At 40.7% G+C, this 19125-nt stretch carries 16 protein-coding genes, 1 pseudogene and 2 riboswitches; of the genes and pseudogenes, 15 read left to right on the top strand and 2 right to left on the bottom strand.

Annotated features, from left to right (window positions below; translation table 11 throughout):
- Positions 1–402 precede the first annotated feature (402 nt).
- From ACFQ38_RS13455 to ACFQ38_RS13400, 12 genes and pseudogenes are all read left to right on the top strand, one after another.
- Positions 403–1158: an SDR family NAD(P)-dependent oxidoreductase gene (locus ACFQ38_RS13455; protein ID WP_381481484.1), complete on the top strand. Its 756-nt coding sequence runs from the start codon at positions 403–405 to the stop codon at positions 1156–1158.
- Between the two features lie 305 nt (positions 1159–1463).
- A riboswitch (SAM riboswitch) is annotated at positions 1464–1564 on the top strand.
- Positions 1565–1620: 56 nt separating this feature from the next.
- Positions 1621–2436, top strand: a complete 816-nt coding sequence (locus ACFQ38_RS13450; RefSeq protein WP_336824947.1) for a VOC family protein — start codon at positions 1621–1623, stop codon at positions 2434–2436.
- Between the two features lie 52 nt (positions 2437–2488).
- Complete coding sequence (locus ACFQ38_RS13445; protein ID WP_381481482.1) at positions 2489–3454, top strand: aliphatic sulfonate ABC transporter substrate-binding protein; 966 nt, start codon at positions 2489–2491, stop codon at positions 3452–3454.
- Between the two features lie 12 nt (positions 3455–3466).
- Positions 3467–4234 (top strand): ABC transporter permease subunit, encoded by a 768-nt coding sequence (locus tag ACFQ38_RS13440; protein WP_381481479.1) that lies wholly within the window; start codon positions 3467–3469, stop codon positions 4232–4234.
- A gap of 17 nt (positions 4235–4251) precedes the next feature.
- Positions 4252–5004: an ATP-binding cassette domain-containing protein gene (locus tag ACFQ38_RS13435; RefSeq protein ID WP_381481477.1), complete on the top strand. Its 753-nt coding sequence runs from the start codon at positions 4252–4254 to the stop codon at positions 5002–5004.
- A 293-nt stretch (positions 5005–5297) separates the two neighbouring features.
- Complete coding sequence (locus tag ACFQ38_RS13430) at positions 5298–6107, top strand: YihY/virulence factor BrkB family protein (protein ID WP_336824943.1); 810 nt, start codon at positions 5298–5300, stop codon at positions 6105–6107.
- Between the two features lie 6 nt (positions 6108–6113).
- The gene (locus ACFQ38_RS13425; protein WP_381481473.1) at positions 6114–6779 is read left to right on the top strand and encodes a response regulator transcription factor; all 666 of its coding nucleotides are present in this window, start codon (positions 6114–6116) and stop codon (positions 6777–6779) included.
- Positions 6776–8155, top strand: a complete 1380-nt coding sequence (locus ACFQ38_RS13420) for a sensor histidine kinase (protein ID WP_381481471.1) — start codon at positions 6776–6778, stop codon at positions 8153–8155. Before ACFQ38_RS13425 ends, ACFQ38_RS13420 begins: the two co-directional genes overlap by 4 nt.
- 75 nt (positions 8156–8230) lie before the next feature.
- Positions 8231–8632: a hypothetical protein gene (locus tag ACFQ38_RS13415; protein ID WP_381481469.1), complete on the top strand. Its 402-nt coding sequence runs from the start codon at positions 8231–8233 to the stop codon at positions 8630–8632.
- Entirely contained in the window at positions 8629–10746 is a 2118-nt protein-coding gene (locus tag ACFQ38_RS13410) for an MMPL family transporter (RefSeq protein WP_381481467.1), read from the top strand. Before ACFQ38_RS13415 ends, ACFQ38_RS13410 begins: the two co-directional genes overlap by 4 nt.
- A gap of 282 nt (positions 10747–11028) precedes the next feature.
- A pseudogene (locus ACFQ38_RS13405) lies at positions 11029–12356 on the top strand (APC family permease).
- On the top strand, positions 12298–12888 hold the full coding sequence (locus ACFQ38_RS13400) for a bifunctional transcriptional activator/DNA repair enzyme AdaA (protein WP_381481465.1): 591 nt from the start codon (positions 12298–12300) through the stop codon (positions 12886–12888). Before ACFQ38_RS13405 ends, ACFQ38_RS13400 begins: the two are co-directional and overlap by 59 nt.
- Positions 12889–12958: 70 nt before the next feature.
- On the opposite strand, the gene ACFQ38_RS13395 is transcribed toward ACFQ38_RS13400, so the two are convergent.
- A complete protein-coding gene (locus ACFQ38_RS13395; RefSeq protein ID WP_381481463.1) occupies positions 12959–13897 on the bottom strand; it encodes an SDR family NAD(P)-dependent oxidoreductase in 939 nt (312 codons plus the stop codon).
- A gap of 74 nt (positions 13898–13971) precedes the next feature.
- On the bottom strand, positions 13972–14541 hold the full coding sequence (locus tag ACFQ38_RS13390; protein ID WP_381481460.1) for a TetR/AcrR family transcriptional regulator: 570 nt from the start codon (positions 14539–14541) through the stop codon (positions 13972–13974).
- A 268-nt stretch (positions 14542–14809) separates the two neighbouring features.
- A riboswitch (cyclic di-GMP riboswitch) is annotated at positions 14810–14892 on the top strand.
- Positions 14893–14991: 99 nt separating this feature from the next.
- On the opposite strand from ACFQ38_RS13390, the gene ACFQ38_RS13385 reads away from it, so the two are divergent.
- The 3 genes from ACFQ38_RS13385 to ACFQ38_RS13375 are packed head-to-tail and all read left to right on the top strand — an operon-like array spanning position 14992 to position 18992.
- The gene (locus ACFQ38_RS13385) at positions 14992–16719 is read left to right on the top strand and encodes a methyl-accepting chemotaxis protein (RefSeq protein WP_336824936.1); all 1728 of its coding nucleotides are present in this window, start codon (positions 14992–14994) and stop codon (positions 16717–16719) included.
- Positions 16720–16729: 10 nt separating this feature from the next.
- Positions 16730–17482, top strand: a complete 753-nt coding sequence (locus ACFQ38_RS13380; protein ID WP_381481458.1) for an SDR family NAD(P)-dependent oxidoreductase — start codon at positions 16730–16732, stop codon at positions 17480–17482.
- A 25-nt stretch (positions 17483–17507) separates the two neighbouring features.
- Positions 17508–18992 carry a sodium:solute symporter family protein gene (locus ACFQ38_RS13375; protein WP_381481452.1) on the top strand — a complete coding sequence of 495 codons (1485 nt, stop codon included), beginning with the start codon at positions 17508–17510 and terminating at the stop codon, positions 18990–18992.
- Positions 18993–19125 lie beyond the last annotated feature (133 nt).

Raw genomic sequence — 19125 nt, 5'->3', positions numbered from 1 at the left:
GTCATTCCCACACTTCCAATCTATCTCTCTCAAAATAGATTATCCGTAAAAACTGGGGAATTTTAAACCGTTATTATTGAGGATTTTAACACCGATATTCACATTCTTCTAATGTAAGCTTCCAAAGTCTTGTTTTAATACCATGAGAAGTTTATGTGTTTCTACATGCGGTTATGCGCTGTTGTTTTGTTTTATGCGCTATTATAGGTATTTATTTGTATGAAAGCAGTCGTTATGCATTTATTTATGCTTTCCGTTTTTAAGGCTTTAATTAGAAGAAGCAATGTATTATGTATGGATGCATCGGCAAACAATATATAGATAACCGAAGAACTTGTTGTTTTATACAAAAGTATTTTAGTGTTAAAATAGTTTTAGACTCATGAAAAGAGGAGAATTTAAATGGGAAAATTGTTAGATAAGGTTGTCATTATTACTGGCGGAGCTGGTGGGATAGGAGGTGGAATGGCGAAGGCGATGGTAAAGGAAGGTGCTGTCGTAGCTATTGTGGATGTGAATAAAGAGACGGGAGAAGAGATGCTGAAGGAGCTTCAAACTCATTCTCCAAAGTCTATGTTCATTCAAGCAAATTTAATGGATCATGGCAATTTGTATAAGATTGTTAATACAGTCGTAGAAAAATACGGTCGGTTGGATGTATTAGTTAATAATGCGCATGCTTCTAAGCAAGTGCCATTGGAAAATACAACTCAGGCAGATCTGGATTTATCTGTTGGAACAGGGTTTTATCCAACGTTTTATTTAATGCAGGCTGCTTTGCCACATTTAAAGGAGTCGAAGGGAAATATAATTAATTTTGCTTCCGGTGCTGGATTGGCTGGTCATGAGACGCAGGGTGCATATGCTGCTGCCAAAGAGGCAATACGAGGATTATCCCGTGTAGCTGCAAATGAGTGGGGACGCTTTGGCATTAATGTAAATATTATTAGCCCTATTGCATATTCTCCAGGCGTTGAGGCGTGGTCGAAGGCACAGCCAGAGTATTATGAAGCGGTCAAAAATAAAATTCCTTTAGGGCGCTTTGGAGATGTTGAAAAGGATATCGGTCGGGTTGCCGTCTTCTTAGCATCGGAGGATTCTCAATATATTACGGGTCAAACAATTATGACAGATGGTGGCTCTATTATGTTGCATTGAAGTCATTACAAGACTTTCTATCCAAGAGATAGTCACTTGTATAGAAAGTTGTTGTGGAGGAGTAATGAAGTTAGTGAGATGCGCATTTGGACATTCATGTCTGAGTGTGTATTTTTTATGGAAATAATGTATCGCCAAGTATAAAGTACTAATCTTTTGGCAGAAGAATGATACCATTCGAAGCAAGTGTTAACAAAGCGATCTTAAGTCTTCTTTCTTATTCATACTAAACTGATAAGAATAGTTAAAATAATGTTTGACTTTGTGTAAGGGAACAAGTAAAGTATGTACTAATTACATATTGTATCTTATCAAGAGAGATGGAGGGAGTGGCCCATTGAAGTCTCAGCAACCAACCTTTAGGTATGGTGCTAATTCCGCCAAGTTGTAACTTGGAAGATAAGAAGCGGATATGAATTTCTCTTCTTATAGAAGGGATTTTTATTTTAAGGGGGAAAAGATATGGAATTTGTATTTGATCATCTTGTGCACTTTGTAGAGGAGCCGGAGAAAGCAGTGCAAGAATTTCAGGCTGTTGGCTTTCATGCAGTAGAAGGCGGTGTCCATGAGGATCGGGGAACGTATAACGGGTTAAGCTATTTTGGTTTATCCTATATCGAGTTTTTAGGAACATATGACCGTAATTTAGTGAAAAATACAGAGCATCCGTCATTTAGTTTAATTTCTACAATTATTAGAGATGAGTTTCGGGAAGGTTTTGCCCGCTTTGCTATTCGGACGACTAATATTGAAGGCGTGGCACAACGATTCAAGGAACATGGATTAAAAGTGACCGGACCGGTGCCACTCCATAGGAAGAGACCGGATGGCTCGGTTGTAAAATGGCAATTGCTTTACGCAGGTACAGATGAAGAGGGCCCTGAGCTACCGTTTATTATTCAATGGGAAGCGGAGGATGATGAAAGGGAAAAAGATTTGATACAGCAGAAGGTCATGGCAGACCATCCAAATGGAGAGGCGTTGAAAATAGCTTCCCTATCGTTTGCCGTAAAAGATTTGAAAGAATCTGTTAGGCAATGGTCCATATTGCTGAACGCACCTGTCAAAGATGCATATACTGATGAAAAGTTAAATGCACAAGGTCAGGCAGTTGTAATTGGTGATGTGGAGATTATCTTTTATGAACCAATTGGGAAAGGAATTGTACAGCATAAATTAGAGTCACGTGGGGAGAAGCCTTTCCAAATTGTTATTCAAGGAGGGAAAGAGGAAAAATCATTCGACCTATTTCATGGTCATTATATAATCAAGCAGTGAAAAATTTTTATGTATAAAACCAAGTAAACTAATATGAATAGGAGATATATGAATGAGAAAAGGATTTTACTTAATAGTTTTCGCTGCAATTGTATTGTTTTCATTGGCAGGATGCAGCGGGGAGAAGGCTTCAGACAGCGCAGAAGCCTCTGAAAAGGTGGTGCGTGTTGGTTTCCAAAAAGGAAACACATTAAATATATTGAAAGAAAGTGGAATATTAGAGAAAAAGTTGGAGGCAGAGGGCTATCGGGTAGAATGGCGGGAATTCGTTCATGGAGGCACATTGTTAGAAGGGCTGTTTACAGGGCATATCGACTTTGGGCATGCAGCAGATGGCTCCGGCATTAATGCGCAAGCAGGCAATAAACCGTTCGTCTATGTAGGCGCAGATTTGCCGAATCCGGAAGGTGTGGGGTTGTTAGTTCATAAAGATTCAGGGATCACTTCAGTTGATCAGTTGAAAGGGAAGAAGATCGGTGCATTGAAAGGCGGCAACCATCATTATTTGGCCATCTTGGCAGTCGAGGATGCCGGCCTTTCAATAGATGATGTTGAGTGGGTATATTTGCAAGATGCAGCACAGCAAAGAACAGCTTTTGAGACGAATAAAATCGACGCGCTTGCAACGTATGATCCGTTTTTTGCCGGTGTGGAAGTTGATTTAAAGACCGTTAACCTAACGGAGGGCAAAGATTATGGCTATCCAAACCGCACATTCTATTATGCGAATGAGGATTTTTATAAAAAGAACCACGAATTAGTCGAGTTAATTTTAGAAGCGACAGATGAATCCGATCAGTGGGCGAATGAAAATAAAGATGAGGTCGTTAAGCTTGTCTCTAACATGTTAGGAATTGACGAAAAAGTGATTGAGCGAGCAGTCGACCGCAGGCAATATGCTGTTGATCGTATTGACGATTCAATTATAGAGGCACAACAAAAGCAGGCGGATACTTATTATGAAATCGGATTGATTCCAAATAAAATCGACATTCGTGATCGGGTTCCGAAGAAGTAAGGAGGAAGAATGATGGTGATTCAGTTGAAACGGACGGCTATTCCATGGCTTATTCCAATTTTCATCATCGTTGCTTGGCAGGTGGTCGTATCAGGCGGATTCGTCTCCCCACAGCTGCTGCCCGCACCTTTGACAGTATTGAAAAGCTTATATCAATTAGTAGTATCTGGGGATCTGACTTACCATATGGCTGCGAGTTTAGGGAGAGCGTTAATCGGGCTTGTAATTGGCGGGGGAATAGGCTTCATTTTGGGTATAGCAAATGGGCTATCAAAGTTCTCATATGCTTTTACGGATACGACATTGCAAATGATCCGCAATATCCCAAACTTGGCCCTCGTGCCGCTTGTCATCATATGGTTTGGAATCGATGAAGGAGCTAAGATTTTCTTAGTTTCGATCGGGGTAATGTTCCCAATCTATATTAATACGCTGCATGGCATACGCAATATCGATCCGGGATTTATTGAAATGGGCAGAATGTATGGGCTGAAGGGCTGGAGGCTTTTTAAAGAAATATTGCTCATAGGTGCTTTGCCATCCATTTTTGTTGGGCTACGCTATTCTTTAGGCGTAATGTGGATGACTTTAATTGTGGCAGAGACAATCGCATCGACACGGGGTGTCGGTTACTTGGCAATGACTGCACAACAGTTCATGCAGTCGGATATTATTATCATTACAATTTTGCTCTATGCCTTATTTGGGAAAGTGGCCGATCTGCTCGCTCGCTATGGGGAGCGGAAAGCATTGAAGTGGCATAAAGGATATGTTCAATAAAAGAATGGAGGTATAGTATGGCACTGATCGACAGGGAAAAGGAATTGCAGAACGAGCATGCTGTAGAAATTACATTGCAGCAAGTGACGAAAGCGTATAATGGGAAAACTGTGTTGAAGAATATATCACTTACTATACATCCTGGACAATTCGTCGTTATCGTTGGAAAGTCAGGCAGCGGGAAAAGTACGCTGCTAAGGCTTGTGGCGGGCCTTGAACAAACGACAGAAGGAACAATCGAATTTGACGGTCAACCAGTTGAAAAATCTACGAAAATGGCGAGAATGATGTATCAAGATTCAAGACTGCTTCCTTGGAAGAAGGCCATTGATAATGTTGGTTTAGGCTTGAATGGAAATTGGAAAGACCGGGCAAGGGAAACTTTACATTATGTCGGCTTAGCAGAATACGAAAACAGTTATCCTTCAACGTTATCGGGTGGCCAGCAACAGCGTGTTGCTCTTGCGAGGGCATTGGTGCACTCTCCTTCTTTATTGCTGTTAGATGAGCCGATGAGTGCCTTGGATGCCTTGACACGAATGGAAATGCAAATTCTCATAGAAAAGCTTTGGCAGAAGCAGCAGTTCACCGCATTATTAGTAACCCATGACGTTAGGGAAGCAGTGAAGTTAGGAGACCGGATCATTTTAATTGAAGATGGGGATATTACAATGGATATGCAAAACCATTTGCCGCGGCCTCGTGAATTGTCAAATGTCACGTTAGCGAAAATGGAGAAGAAGATTTTAGACAGGATTTTATCATTGTGAATACAAGGCGAAGAGACCTCGAATGAAAGCGATACCGCTTATCGAGGTTTTTTTTGTGGAAATAAGGGTTGTTTATGCGCCATTCCAAAGGGGCTATTCGTCTAGTGGGCAAGTTATGCGTATTTTGTATGAATGCTGCTTTGTTGACCGTTATTATGCACCGAATGATAGGGTTATGCGTGAAAGTGCATGGGTTGCGAGTGGAAGTTCATCATGTTTCTATGTAAAATTTCTGGTCATTCACTCGTTTTCAGAAGAATAGGGTATATTGAACAGTGAAAGGGGAGGATGGAATGCTACTAAGGGTTGTGATGCGTTTTTTTAAAGAGCGGTTTTTCGATCAAGCTGCACAAACCGCTTATTATTTGCTATTGTCCATGTTTCCTTTTCTTATATTCCTTTTTTCCTTATTAAGCTATATGTCAGTCGATGAAGAAATGCTATTGAATTTCATTCGCCCATTTGCTCCAGATGAGGCGTTTGTCATCATCGAAGAGAATGTAAGGGCGATGCTTTATAAAGTGCAAGGTAAGGTTTTCTATGCGAGCTTGGCTGCCGCATTTTGGCTATCGTCTGTGGCAGTGCAGTCGCTTGCCCGGTCATTGGATCTTGCAAATGGTTTTGTGCGCCGCTATCCGTTTTGGAAAGTAGTGATCCGGGATTTAGGTGTGACGCTTCTGTTCATGTTAGTCATTTCATTGTCTCTGTTCCTGCCTTTAATTGAGCGAGCTTTACATGAAATCGTCACTTATTATGATGCAGTCGAGGAATGGCGAGGCTGGCTTTACGTTTGGCCGAATGTGAAATGGGGGCTTGGCACTCTGTTTCTCATCCTTTTCTTCTTGCTATTTTACAAAGTGGTGCCAACAGGTAGAATGAAAGTAAAGGAAGTGCTGCCGGGTGCACTATTTTCAGCAATTGGTTGGCAATTGTTTTCGATTGTCTTTGGCAGCTATATTTCCAATGTCGATTATACGAGGCTGTATGGGCAGCTTTCTGGCATCATTTCACTTGTATTATGGTTTTATTTGACTGCGGTTATCTTGTTGCTTTCCGGGTTGCTAAATGCAGAGTGGAGGAAAGCATTGCGCTGGAAAGGGTGAGGAAAGATGAAAATTTTATTAGTCGATGATGATCCGAATATATTGGAGCTTGTAAATATCCATTTATCGCAAGCGGGTTATGAAGTTATAAAAGCAACGAACGGCTTGGAGGCGTTAGCCTTCTTAGATGAGGAATTGCCTGATCTCGCTGTTGTAGACGTCATGATGCCTAAGATGGACGGTTATACGTTGACGAAGAGGCTTCGGGCAGAGGCGGATATCCCGGTTTTATTACTAACTGCGAAAGGCGAATTGGAAGATAAGGAAAAAGGATTTTTGGCGGGATCCGATGATTATGTCGTAAAACCGTTTGAGCCGAAAGAATTGCTGTTCCGCATAAACGCTATTTTAAGGCGCTACGACAAAGCGGTTGATACGATCATTGAAGTTGGTCCGATGAAAATCAATCGCCAAAGCTATGAAGTATCTATTGGAAAGAAAGTACTCTTGCCGCCTTTGAAGGAATTTGAGCTGTTGTCGCTTCTATCATCTAAACCGAATCACGTATTTGAAAGAGATTTTCTTATCGAAAGAGTGTGGGGCTATGACTATGAAGGGGACGAACAGACGTTGAACGTCCATATTAAACGGTTGAGAGATAAACTGCCCGAAGAGGTAAAAATCGTCACGGTTCGAGGAGTGGGCTATAAATTAGAGGTGGACGCTCCATGAAGTCGTTATACGGAAAGTTCCTTTCCTTTACGACTGGCATTATGATGACGAGTGCTCTTGTCGCGTTTTTAGTCGTTAATACATATTATCACCAACAATTGAAAAGCAAAAATGACGAAAAGAACATGAATATCGCTACTTCACTTGCCCATTACATCGAGTCGGACAATGCTGCGAGTCTGACTGATTTCTTTGAAACACAGGCGGCAGTTGGCTATAAATTATATGTTGTAGATGAAGATGGGAAAGCGGTTTTTTATGGTGAGCCGTTCCGCAAGCAAAATTTAGGTAAGGAGCCAGTTGAGCTTGTACTAAATGGGGAGCAATATCACGGCATGCGCGATTTGAAGACGGAGACGTTCATGACAGGCTTCTTTTCCGATCAGCTTGCGAATACGGTTGGTGTCCCTTTTGAAGTAGATGGGAAAAAATATGCACTGTTTATGCGTCCAAATATTAAAATGCTGTTTACAGAGGTCCACTTTCTGTTAGGCGGCATGGTTGTCGTCATGGCGGTGTTCAGTTTGCTTTCCATGCTGATTGTTGCTAAGAAATTGATTGAACCAATTACAAAGCTTACTGCAGCTACAAAGAAAGTAGGAGAAGAGCAATTCACAGGGACGCTCGATATTCATCGAAAAGACGAAATCGGGCAGTTAGCTCACAGCTTTCAAAAAATGACGGAAAGATTAAGCGAGAATGATCGTATACGAAAAGAATTCATTAGCGATGTATCTCATGATTTTCAATCTCCTTTATTGAATATAAAGGGGTATGCGGATTTGTTGAAAAATGAAGATTTATCAAAAATGAATCGAAAACAGTACGCAGCTGTCATTCAATCCGAAACGGAAAGGCTATCTTCTTTGACGAAACAGTTGCTATTATTGACCTCTTTGGATCAGTTATCATCCCCTTTACACCCGAAGTCGTTTCGGCTGGATGAGCAAATTAAAGAAACAGTGCGCAAATATCGATGGTTCTCTGAAGAAAAAGAAATTGCTGTTTCAATGGAATTGGATGAAGTAGCGTTTACAGGGGATCCTGCGTTTCTTGAAAAGGTATGGGAAAACTTACTTTCCAATGCATTGAAATATACAGAAGAGAAAAGCGCGGTAGATATCATTTTAACTGATGGAGAAGACCAGGTGAAAATTGAAGTGCGTGACGAAGGCATCGGGATTGCACAAGAGCATTTGCCAAGAGTATTTGATCGTTTTTACCGTGTGGATGTGTCTCGCACAAGCAAAACAGAAGGAACCGGCTTAGGGTTGTCCATCGTCCAGCAAGTTGTCCAGCTTCATCAAGGGTCGGTTTATATTGATAGTGAGAAAGGTGTTGGCACGACATTTACGATTGTTCTTCCCAAATTGTAATATGCTGTTCATGTTCCGTTCATGTTGCCTCTTTAAGATAAAGCTATAACTTGAAAGAAAGAGGAGGAATTCGGTTTGCAAGAAAAATGGAGTATACGGCTAATTCGAATTTCAGCAATTTTTGGGTTGATCGGGGCATTTTTAGGTTCTCATATGGCTGGGGCAGGATCTTATGCATTTAGACCGATACACGCGCATATTTTAGTTGTCGGATGGTTATCGGTATTTGCATGGGGCATATTCTATAAGCTGTTTAAGGTAAGGGCTAAAAAGCTGGTTACTTTTCATGCATTTACAGCGATTATCGGCTCAATCGGTTTAACAGCGGGCATGTGGTTCCAATTCATGCAGCCATTCGGTGTGAATGAAACATTCTCGCTCATTTTCTATATTGTTGGCGGAAGCATCTTGCTTATCAGCTTTGTACTGTTTGTTTTATTGACATTCCTTATTGAAAAAGAAGGAAGGAGATCATGACGGAGGGAAAATTAAAAGGAAATCGTCTTTGGTGGCTCTTCATAGGGAGTTGGCTCGTTATTGCAATTGTGCTGTCAGCACTTGCGCCGGGAAGTAAGGAGCATGTCATTGCCAATAAAGACTCAGGCCTGCCTTCAGATGCACCATCGATCGTGGCTGCGCATGAGTTGGAAAAGTATTTTCCGAATGATGGGGGCATCCCGCTCTTTGCAGTCTTCCACAAAGACGGTGAGCTGTCAGATGAAGAGATGATCCGTTTCGCACAAGCGATAGAATCTTTGACTGAGGATTATGCGTTTGATGAGATAGATGTCATTCCTTTATCCCAATTACAGTCTGAGCAGCGCGCCGCGTTTTTATCGGAGAATAAGGAAACGTTTTTCATTCCTTTATCATTGCCGCAAAATCTTGAAGGAAAGGACATGAACAAATTAGTCCAATCCATTAAGGAAACTGTTGTAGATCAAGTCGCGGATGGAATTGAATTGTCTTGGACGGGGCCTGCTGGTATCGCTGCAGATGCGGTTGAGCTGTTTAGCCAAGCGGATATTGTTTTGTTGTTATCTACAGTCGGGCTTATTTTAGTTTTGTTATTAATCATTTACCGTTCGCCTCTATTGACGTTGATTCCTTTAGTTGGAGCGGGAATCGTTTACGCAGTTGTCGATAGGATTGTCGGTTTTACAACCGCACAAGGCTGGTTCGGCGTAGATAGCCAAGCATTGTCGATTATGACGATTCTGTTATTTGCGGTCGTAACGGATTATTCTTTGCTAATTTTCTCTCGCTATCGGGAAGAGTTAAAAGTGCATGAAGATGCTAATTTAGCGATGAGGGAAACGATGCGCCATGTTAAAGAACCAATATTTTTCAGCGGCAGCACGATTGTGTTAGGTGTAGCAACTTTATTCTTTGCCCTTTATGAGCCATACCGTAACTTTGCACCCGTGTTCGCAATTGCTGCTGGTGCAATGCTTATTGCAGGATTGACGTTATTGCCGGCATTGTTTGCAGTGATTGGAAGGAAAGCGTTTTGGCCAGTCATACCGAAATATGGAGAAACAACCGTTGAAAAGAAAACGATATGGGGCAAGGTGGCGGCTGTTGTCACAAAAAAACCTTGGCAATTCATGGTTCCAATCCTATTGCTGCTTGCGTTATGTGCCTGGAATATGACAAATATGAAAGAGTCATACGACTTAATTGCATCATTTCCGGAAGATCTTTCATCAAGAGTTGGGTACGAGCGGTTAGGAGAGGACTTTTCAGAAGGAAGTTTAGCGCCGGGAACATTATTCATCGTTTCGGAAAATGAACTAGGGATGGAAAAGTTACAGAAAGTAATTGAACGAATAGAAGAAAATCCCGCCATAGCTCAAATAACGACGCAAGGAAACCCTTTGAATGAGAATGGTAACGCGGCGAAATTCTCGATTACATTTGAAGGCAATCCGTATGATGAGAAAGCATTTGATGCGGTCTTAAAGCTTCGCGAAGATAGTGAACAGATCTTAAAAGGTGCTAATCTAACGGATGCGATGTTATATATTTCTGGCGAAACGGCGATCAATGCTGATTTAAGAGACATCAATGATCGTGACACGTGGATGGTCATGATACTAATGACGGTGTTGATTACAATTATGTTAGGTCTCCAAACGAAGTCAATCGTTGCACCGATTTACATGATTGGAAGCATTTTGCTGTCGTTTGCGGCTACAGTCGGTTTAGCATACTTCCTGTTCGGCATATTTTTGGACCTTGATGGGCTTAGCTATAGGATTCCGCTCTATGCATTTGTCTTCCTTGTTGCTTTGGGGGTAGATTATTCCATTATGCTTATCGCGAGGGTCCGGGAAGAGATGAAAGTGTTGTCTTTTGATGATGCAGTGCGAAAAGGGGTAGAGCGTACCGGAGGGGTCATCAGTTCTGCAGGGCTCATTTTAGCTGCGACATTCTTAGTGCTTGCGACGATGCCGATTTATGAATTAAAGCTATTCGGTTTCATAATGGCGCTTGGCATTTTAATCGACACGTTTATCGTCCGTCCATTGCTAATTCCTTCAATATTAGTATTGTTAGGCAAATGGAGTTTTTGGCCGAAGCGTATGTAATCAATGAAAAATGCCACTTCCTTTATACGGGAGTGGCATCTTTTTTATTTCCTCTTTTAGAGTAATGTCAGTATCCATAGGGGGGTAACTCTTAAAATAGCAAGATGGAAAGGCACAGAGAAGTGGCTACCATTACGATTATTTTGTTATCCAATAGATTATCTATATTTTTGTTTATAAAAACGAGTCAAACGTTTTTAAATCGAGAATTGAACCGCAAAAAACAGGAAGAATTGTTCATCTTCTTATTAGTACACTACTTACTATAAAGGAGATGAGCCTATGAATAACAAATCAATTGGATTATATCAAGGAGTCGCGTTGTATATTGCTGCTATATTAGGTTCGGGTGTTCTTTTTTTATCTGGAATAACTGCATCAATAGCAGGTCCTGCATCTATATTGTCTTGGTTGATTGTCATTTTAATTAGTTTTCCACTTGCTTACTCCTTCGCTCGTTTAGCAAGAAAGTACCCTGATGCTGGTGGAGCAGCAATTTTTGTAAGAAATTCCTTCGGGTTTCATTTTGGCAATATCGTTGGATGGTTTTACTTTGTAACAGCGGCAGTCGGTCAAACAATCGTTTCCTTAACTGGCGCCTATTATGTCAGTCAGGCATTTGGATTATCAAGTCTCACAACAGCAGTGGTTGCCATTTTGATATTAATCATTGCAGGGGCGTTCAATTATTATGGCGTAAATGTTAGTGGGAAAGTTGCATTGGCATTGAGTTCTTTATTGCTGATTCTTTTGCTGGTAGCTGTATTTGTTTCTTTTTCAAGAATACAATGGGAGAATTTCATACCATTTGCCCCAAATGGATGGTTTGCAGTGGGAAGTGCTATAACGGTTATTTTCTGGTCCTTTTTCGGGTGGGAAGCAATTTGTAATTTGGCCGAGCACTTTAAAAGGCCAGAAAAAGATATTGTCAAAGCTTCAATGATTAGTGCAATTATAATAGGACTACTATTTTTAGGATTAAGCCTTGTAACAATTGGAACAGCAACGTATGGCAATCAAGAAAGCAGCCTATCTCCAATTGGTGTTATGATGGAAGAAACAATAGGAGTAGGGGCCAAAACCGTCACTGCAATTTTGGCGTTAATTATTTGTACAGGGACATCTAATGCTTTTGTAGCTAGCCTTACGCAATTAGGATATTCATTAAGTAGGGATGGGGCTTTCCCAAAGTTTTTTTCAAAACGACATGTAACTACTCATATTCCAAGACGAATGGTATTATTTATTATCTGTTTTTCGACAACTGGTGTGATCGTGACGAAAGCTTTAACACTGACATTTGATGATATTTTATTTATTCCAACCTCACTCGGGGTAATAGTTTATATTCTTTCGATGGCGGCAGGCGTTAAATTATTTAAAAGGAACACACTATCATGGTGGGCATCCTTGACCTCTTTGATTTTATGTTTCTTGGTCGTTCCATTTTTTCGGTTATATATATTTGTACCATTAGTTGTGTTAGCAATTTATGCAGTATATATGAATTTGAGTAAAAAGGTATTTGCCTATAAGGGGGCATGAAGTCCAATGAGTCATCAATATTACCTTTCAAAGGATACAATGTGGAAAGCAACCATATCATGTGATGCCACATATGATGGGGTATTCTTTTATGCAGTAAAAACAACAGGGATATTCTGTCGTCCTTCTTGTAAGTCTAGGATTCCGAACGATGAGAATGTTTCTTTTTTTGGATCTGCTGATGAAGCCCAAAAGGCTGGTTATAGACCGTGTAAAAGATGTAGACCTGATTTATGTGTAAGTAAATATGATCCGCTTACTTTTATTTTAGAAGATACGATCTGCTTGATAAAAAATAATTATATTCAAAACTTATCTTTAGACGATATTGCATCAAATGTGGGAGTTAGTCGCTTTCACTTAAATCGGATTTTTAAAGAACGAATAGGATGCACACCTCGAATGTACTTAGAAAAATTTAGGGTTAATAAAGCGAAGGAATTACTTTTAACTACGCAGTTTAATAGCACACAGATTGGTTATCAAATAGGGTATCAAAGTATCTCTAGTTTTTACAGTGCATTTAAAAGAAATACAGGATTCTCACCGAACCAATTTCGTACTCTTCATGTCAGAAATTGTTCAAATCAAAAGTAGGGCTGAATGTATTGCTTTTCAAATAAATGAAATGTGCCACTTCCTTTATACGGGAGTGGCGCTTTTTCGACTATTCACTTTGCGCTGTCATGTATTGTAATGTCTGTTTGATTCCTTCGTGATAGGATGTGCGAGGCAGAGGACCGATTTCAGTTTCGTATTTCGTACCATCCAACACAACCGGCTCTTCATTCAAATAGAACATTTCGACGACTTCGCGCATATTTGCATTGAAAAGACCTAAGAATCGAATCATATTTTTTGATACAGTCCGAACAGGTCGATCGTATTCGGAAAGTTCTCGGATGATCTGAACGATTTCTTCTCCGGTAATGACACCAAACCCAGGAATATTGTAGTTGTGGCCATACGCATTACTCTGCAGAGATAAATTGACCGCAGCTTTGGCCCCGTCCGGTGTGTAAATGAACTCCCTGCTAATCTTTTGGTTACCGATGTACATTGCCTTTTTATGCTGAACGGCATCTTTGAATGTGAAATGCAATAATGTATTTTCCGCATTCGGTCCGTAAAAGTCTGGAAAGTGAGCAATGATTGCTGGCACATTTGATTGTTTAACCATCTGCTCTACTTGCAATCGAATTTTACCTTTTTTCGTAGTCGGTTGCTTTGGTGTGTTTTCCGTCATTTTGGCACCGGTTGATTTGCCATAAGCATAAATGTTTTCAATCAAAATGAGCTTGGTTTGTTGGGTTTCTGCAGCTTTTAAAACATTGCCAATGAAAGGGAGCAAGTTATCTTCCCACTCAGGGTAAGGGATATTAGCCGCTTGGAAAATGATATCTGTATTTTCGGACGCAGCAATGACATCGTGTAAGTTAAAAATATCCCCTGTTTGAATCGTAATTTCCGGTCGCTCACCATACAAGTGGTTCAGCTTTTGCTCCGAGCGTGCAAATGCCGTCACTTCCACACCTCTGCTGCTTAATTCATTCACAATCGCGTAACCCATACCGCCGGATGCTCCTAATACAAGTGCTCTATTCATATATAAACCCCCAATTTATTATTTGACCACTGTTCAAATGAAGTGATAAAAGAAAGCCACGCAAATGGCTCATTTTAATTTATCCCTTTCAATAAAAACTGGACGTGTGCTTTCGCCATATCCCTTACCTCTTCATATTGGATAACATGGCGCAAATAGTGAGTAACAAAACCATGTAAGGCTAAGAAAATAGACCAAATCTCTTGAATGGATAGCTGTTTCTCACACAAACTATGCACGGTTTGCGCAAATAGCTCATACGTTTCATTCGGGCTCTGATTAAGGAAATTTCGCACTTCCTCATCTTTGATTAAAAACATAATTTCATAATGGCTTTGATGATTTAAGCCAAATTCGATATAGCCAAGTAAAATGGCTTCTAGTTTTTCAATTGGAGCGAGAGGGGCTTGTGCGATCTCTTTCAGCTTTTGTTCTAACATGCTAAAATGATCTTCCACAAGTGCGTAAAACAACTCTGCTTTACTGTTAAAGTGATAGTAAATAGCTCCGTGGCTATAACCAAGCTCTTTCGCGATTTGCCGCATCGAAACGTGCTGATATCCTTTTACGATAAATAAATCCTTTGCAGCATCCATGATCATCTCTCGACTGAGATCACGTTGCGCAGATTTTTGAGATGACATAGTACCTCCTCATTTGACCACTGTTCAAATAAATAGTAGCGATCTATTCAATTATTGTCAATTAATAAATGTGCGTTTTGTAATTAGAAGGTAAATTGAACTATTTAATTACCGATGTTAAGTCGTTTATTCATAAAAAAGGAAAGAAAACGGTTTCTTTTTAAAGGTTCAAATATCCTATACTTGGTAGGTAGTATGTAACTAAAAAACCGAAATAAAATAGTACTTTTTATTGCTAACTAAAAAAGTCTATGTTACTATTTTTAAGTACTATAGTTGGCAAACCTTTTGAAAGAAAGGGACGCAAAGCTCCAGGTCTAAAGCTAATGCAATGATGGCTGAGCTGCATGAAACTAGACATTTTTCTGGTTTTTTAATTTTGCCTATTTCTAATTTGGAAAAGGCTTTTTTATTTATAAAAACTATTTTTAGTAGGAGGAAAAGAAAGGCATGCGCTTTATAAAAAACATTCCGCTTAAATTCAAATTATTGCTTACTGTTTTCGCGATTGTCATTGCATTATTTGCTGTAACAACTACACAAAGCATTTCCCAATTGAAGAATCAGTTGGAAGGCGATCTTGAGCAAGAGCTTAAAAGCGTTGGTCTCTTGACAGCGATGCAGCTTGATTCGAAAGATGTAAAGAAGTTGTTCGATGCAAAAGATGAATCAGATTCGAATTTTGTGAAAATGCAAAATCACTTGGACTATATTTTGGATCAGCAAGGTATTATGTTTTGGAGCTATATTTGGAAGATGGAAGATGGCGGCGTCAACCCTGTCGGCTATACAAATAATTTGGGAGATGTCTATAACGTCGGTGAATTGTTCACTGATATTGCACCTGTTCATATGACAGCTGCAAAGCTTGCGATTGAAAATGATCGACCAGAAGTGACAAGTATCTTTGAAGATACATTTGGGTCATGGAGAACGGTCTTTAGTCCAATAAAAGACGAAAATGGCAATACAATTGCTGTCTTAGGTATCGACTATTCGGCTGACTATATCGAAGCAATTATTCAAAAAAGCATAACGAAGCAAATTGTCATTGCAATCATTGGGCTTGTTGTTTTGTTTGCAGTTCTGTTCTTTACAATTCTCCGTTTGCTCAGCCCGTTAAACAAAGCTGTTGTTATTGCCAATCAAGTAGCGGGCGGCGATTTGCGTGATGTGGAATTGGAAGAATCAAAAGATGAGGTCGGAAAACTATCTGGCTCTATTAAAGAGATGGTGTCCAATTTACAGCACGTCATTATGAATATCCGAAATACGTCAAACATCGTTGCATCGTCTGCGACTCAGCTGACGACAACTGCTGAAGAGTCTTACCGAAATGCAACGAATGTTTCAAAAGAAGTCGATCATCTTGCGAAAAATGCTGAGACGACGATGGTTATGACAGTTGAAACAGCTTCTGCTATGGAAGAGTCTGCAATGAGCATTCAACGAATCGCAGAATCAGCGAATACCGTTTCGGAATCCTCATACTTCACTTCAAATGCTGCGAAGGAAGGAAATGAGGTCATTCAGCAAGTTATTGCCCAAATGCAATTGATCAATGAATCAGTCAACCAAATTGATGAAACAATTCAAGGTTTGAATGAAAACTCCAATCGCATTAGCAACATTGTAGATTTCATTACAGATATTGCTGAACAAACGAATTTATTGGCGTTGAATGCGGCAATAGAGGCAGCAAGAGCTGGTGAGCATGGCAAAGGGTTCGCTGTTGTAGCAGGGGAAGTTAAGAAGTTGGCAGAGCAATCTGCTCATTCGGCTTCAGAAATTTATAAGCTCATTAACCATATCCAATCGAATTCAAACGATTCGCTATTAGTAATGGAAAAAGGAAAAGAGAATGTGCGGGTTGGGATGGATCAAACAGCAAAAGCCGGGGACATATTCCACGAAATTGTCAATTCCGCCGAACAAGTTGCAGGTCAAATCCAAGAGATTTCCGCAGCTTCACAGGAAATCTCCGCTTCTTCTGAAGAGGTGGCGGCATCCGTTAATAATATGAAAACAGCATCACAGCAATCGGCTGAACTCTCTATGAATGTATCGAAACTAACAGAAGAACAACTAAAATCGATGCAAGAAGTGATCGAGGCTTCTGAGTCATTGGACAAAACGGCTGAAGAATTGCAGTCACTGATTAAACGATTTGAACTATGAGGTGAAAAAAATGAACTTAGGGCTTACAGGAAAGAATGTACTGATTACCGGCTCCAGTATGGGAATCGGAAAAGCAATTGCATTGCAATTTGCTGAGTACGGAGCAAATGTGTTAATAAATTTTGTTGGTGATCAAGAAGTTGCCGAACAAACACGCCAAGAGGCTGAAAAATTCGGAGTCCGTGCTTTGACCTACCTTGCGGATGTATCGGATTCAAGCAAAGTACGAGACATGTTTGCCTATATGGACGAACAGCTTGGCTGCATCGATATTTTAGTGAATAATGCAGGATTTGCACAAGATGCTCCAATTACGGTAATGACAGATGAACAATGGGATCGAATGATCAAAGTCCATCTATACGGCTGCTTCAATAATAGCCGTGAAGCTGCAAAGAGAATGAAGCAGCAAAACAAAGGAAAAATCATTAATATCTCTTCTGATATCGGCAGTTTAGGTTGTGAAGAGTTCACCCATTATTCTGCAGCAAAAGGCGGCATTAATGCGTTTACCAAAGCTTTGGCGCGTGAATTAGCACCCAATATTTTGGTGAACGCGGTAGCGCCAAGCGGCACACATACAAATATTTTGAGCGCATTCGGAGACAATTACGTCGAAGAAGAATCGGCTAAATATCCGCTTAAGCGATTAGCTCAACCGGAAGAAATTGCAAAGAGCGTCTTGTTTTTAGCGTCGGACAACGCCAATTTCTACACAGGACAAATTTTAACGCCAAATGGCGGCGTCGTCATGAACGGCTAAGAAATAGACAGGAGTATACGGAACGATGAATATTGTTGTATTTGGTTTGTATTTGATTTTTATTTACTATATTGGTTACAAAGGCTATAAACGGGTTAACACAGCAGAAGATTTGATTGTAGCAGGATGGAGCATGCCACTGCCTGTCGTGACAGGCAGCTTGGTTGCTGCCATGTTAGCAGCTCCGTTTTTCTTCGCAGCAATCGGTTCAGGTTATACGAGCGGTGGTTTTGAAGGTTCCGCAACTATGGGGGGTCTCGGAACATGTATGATTTTAGGCGCGCTCATTTGGACAAAACCGCTTAGAAGATTAAGAGGCTGGACGTTGGCCGACTATTATGGATTACGATATGGCAGTAAAAAGTTAGGTGCGTATACGGGCATCGTAATGGCGGTCGCTTTCGGTGTCTTCAATGCTGGGGCACTGACAGTTGGTGGTACGTATATTATCCAACAACTTTTCCAAATTGATTTTATCCCGGCAGCCATCTTGTTCGTTTCATTGACGGCTTTATACTCTGTTATCGGAGGTTTATGGGCAGTTGCTTATACGGAAATTGTGCAAGGGGCACTTGCTATTGCCGGTATTTTGGGAATCTCGATTTTTATATTCTTCTATTATCCGGACGTTACATTTAATCCGGAATGGTGGAATATTAGTGAGTTATTGAAGCGTGGCGGGGTAGAGTTCTGGACGCTGTACTTAGTATTGGCATTAGGGGACATACCTGCAGTCGATTTAGGGCAAAGGGTAGCCGCGGCGAAAAGCCCGCGGGTTGCTCAGAAGAGTATGATTATCGCAGGTTCCATTGTCATTGCGATCAGCTGGATTCCGGGTATGTTAGGGGAAGCGTTCAAGTCGATATATCCGAACAGCTCCAACCCGGAAACGTTAATGCTTGCTTTTGCGCAAGGATATTTCCCACCGATTTTAGCGGCAATTTTCTTAACTGCAATGGCGGCTATGGGGATGTCGACTGTAGCAGCTTGCTACGTGGCGACTTCAGGAATTGTAACGAAAAACATTTACTTGGATTTCATTAATAAAAATCCCGATCCGAAAAAGCTATTGTTTATCTCAAGAAGTGTCATCCTGTTTAGTGCTGTTTTAGGCTTTGTATTGGCAATCGGCGCACAAAAAGTTATCGACTTGGCCTACTTAGCGTGGGATATCGTGTTTGTAACGCTATTCTGGCCGATCGTATTAGGACCATTCTGGAAACGGGTGAGCACGCCGGCAGTTTGGGCAAGCATCACGGTTGGTCTCGTCTATTATATGATTACTTCATTTACCGGCGTACCAGGTCCTACGACTACTTCCGAAGGATTCCTTGGCTTACTGGATGAATTATGGCATGTGCCGGGCTTCTCAGGTGTAGTTGTTTCTGGTGTGACAATTATTGTACTAAGCTTCCTGATCCCACCATCCCAGCATGTATTGGACATGCATAAGGTTGGAAGAGATAAGTCTTTGGATGACGTAGGGAGTAAAGAAGAATTGAATGCTTAATAGAATAAAAAAATCCACTTGGGTCGCGAGGGAACTGACCTAAGAAAATGAGACAAATAAAAACACCTTTCGTTGAAAATAGGGTATTGAACCTTATGAAATCAATTCGGAGGTGTTTTTTTAATGGCGACTA

It is taken from the genome of Sporosarcina contaminans (assembly GCF_042679045.1).
GTDB lineage: Bacteria > Bacillota > Bacilli > Bacillales_A > Planococcaceae > Sporosarcina > Sporosarcina contaminans.
The sequence above is the reverse complement of the archived record's forward strand: the minus strand, read 5'-3'. Positions and strand labels throughout refer to the sequence as shown.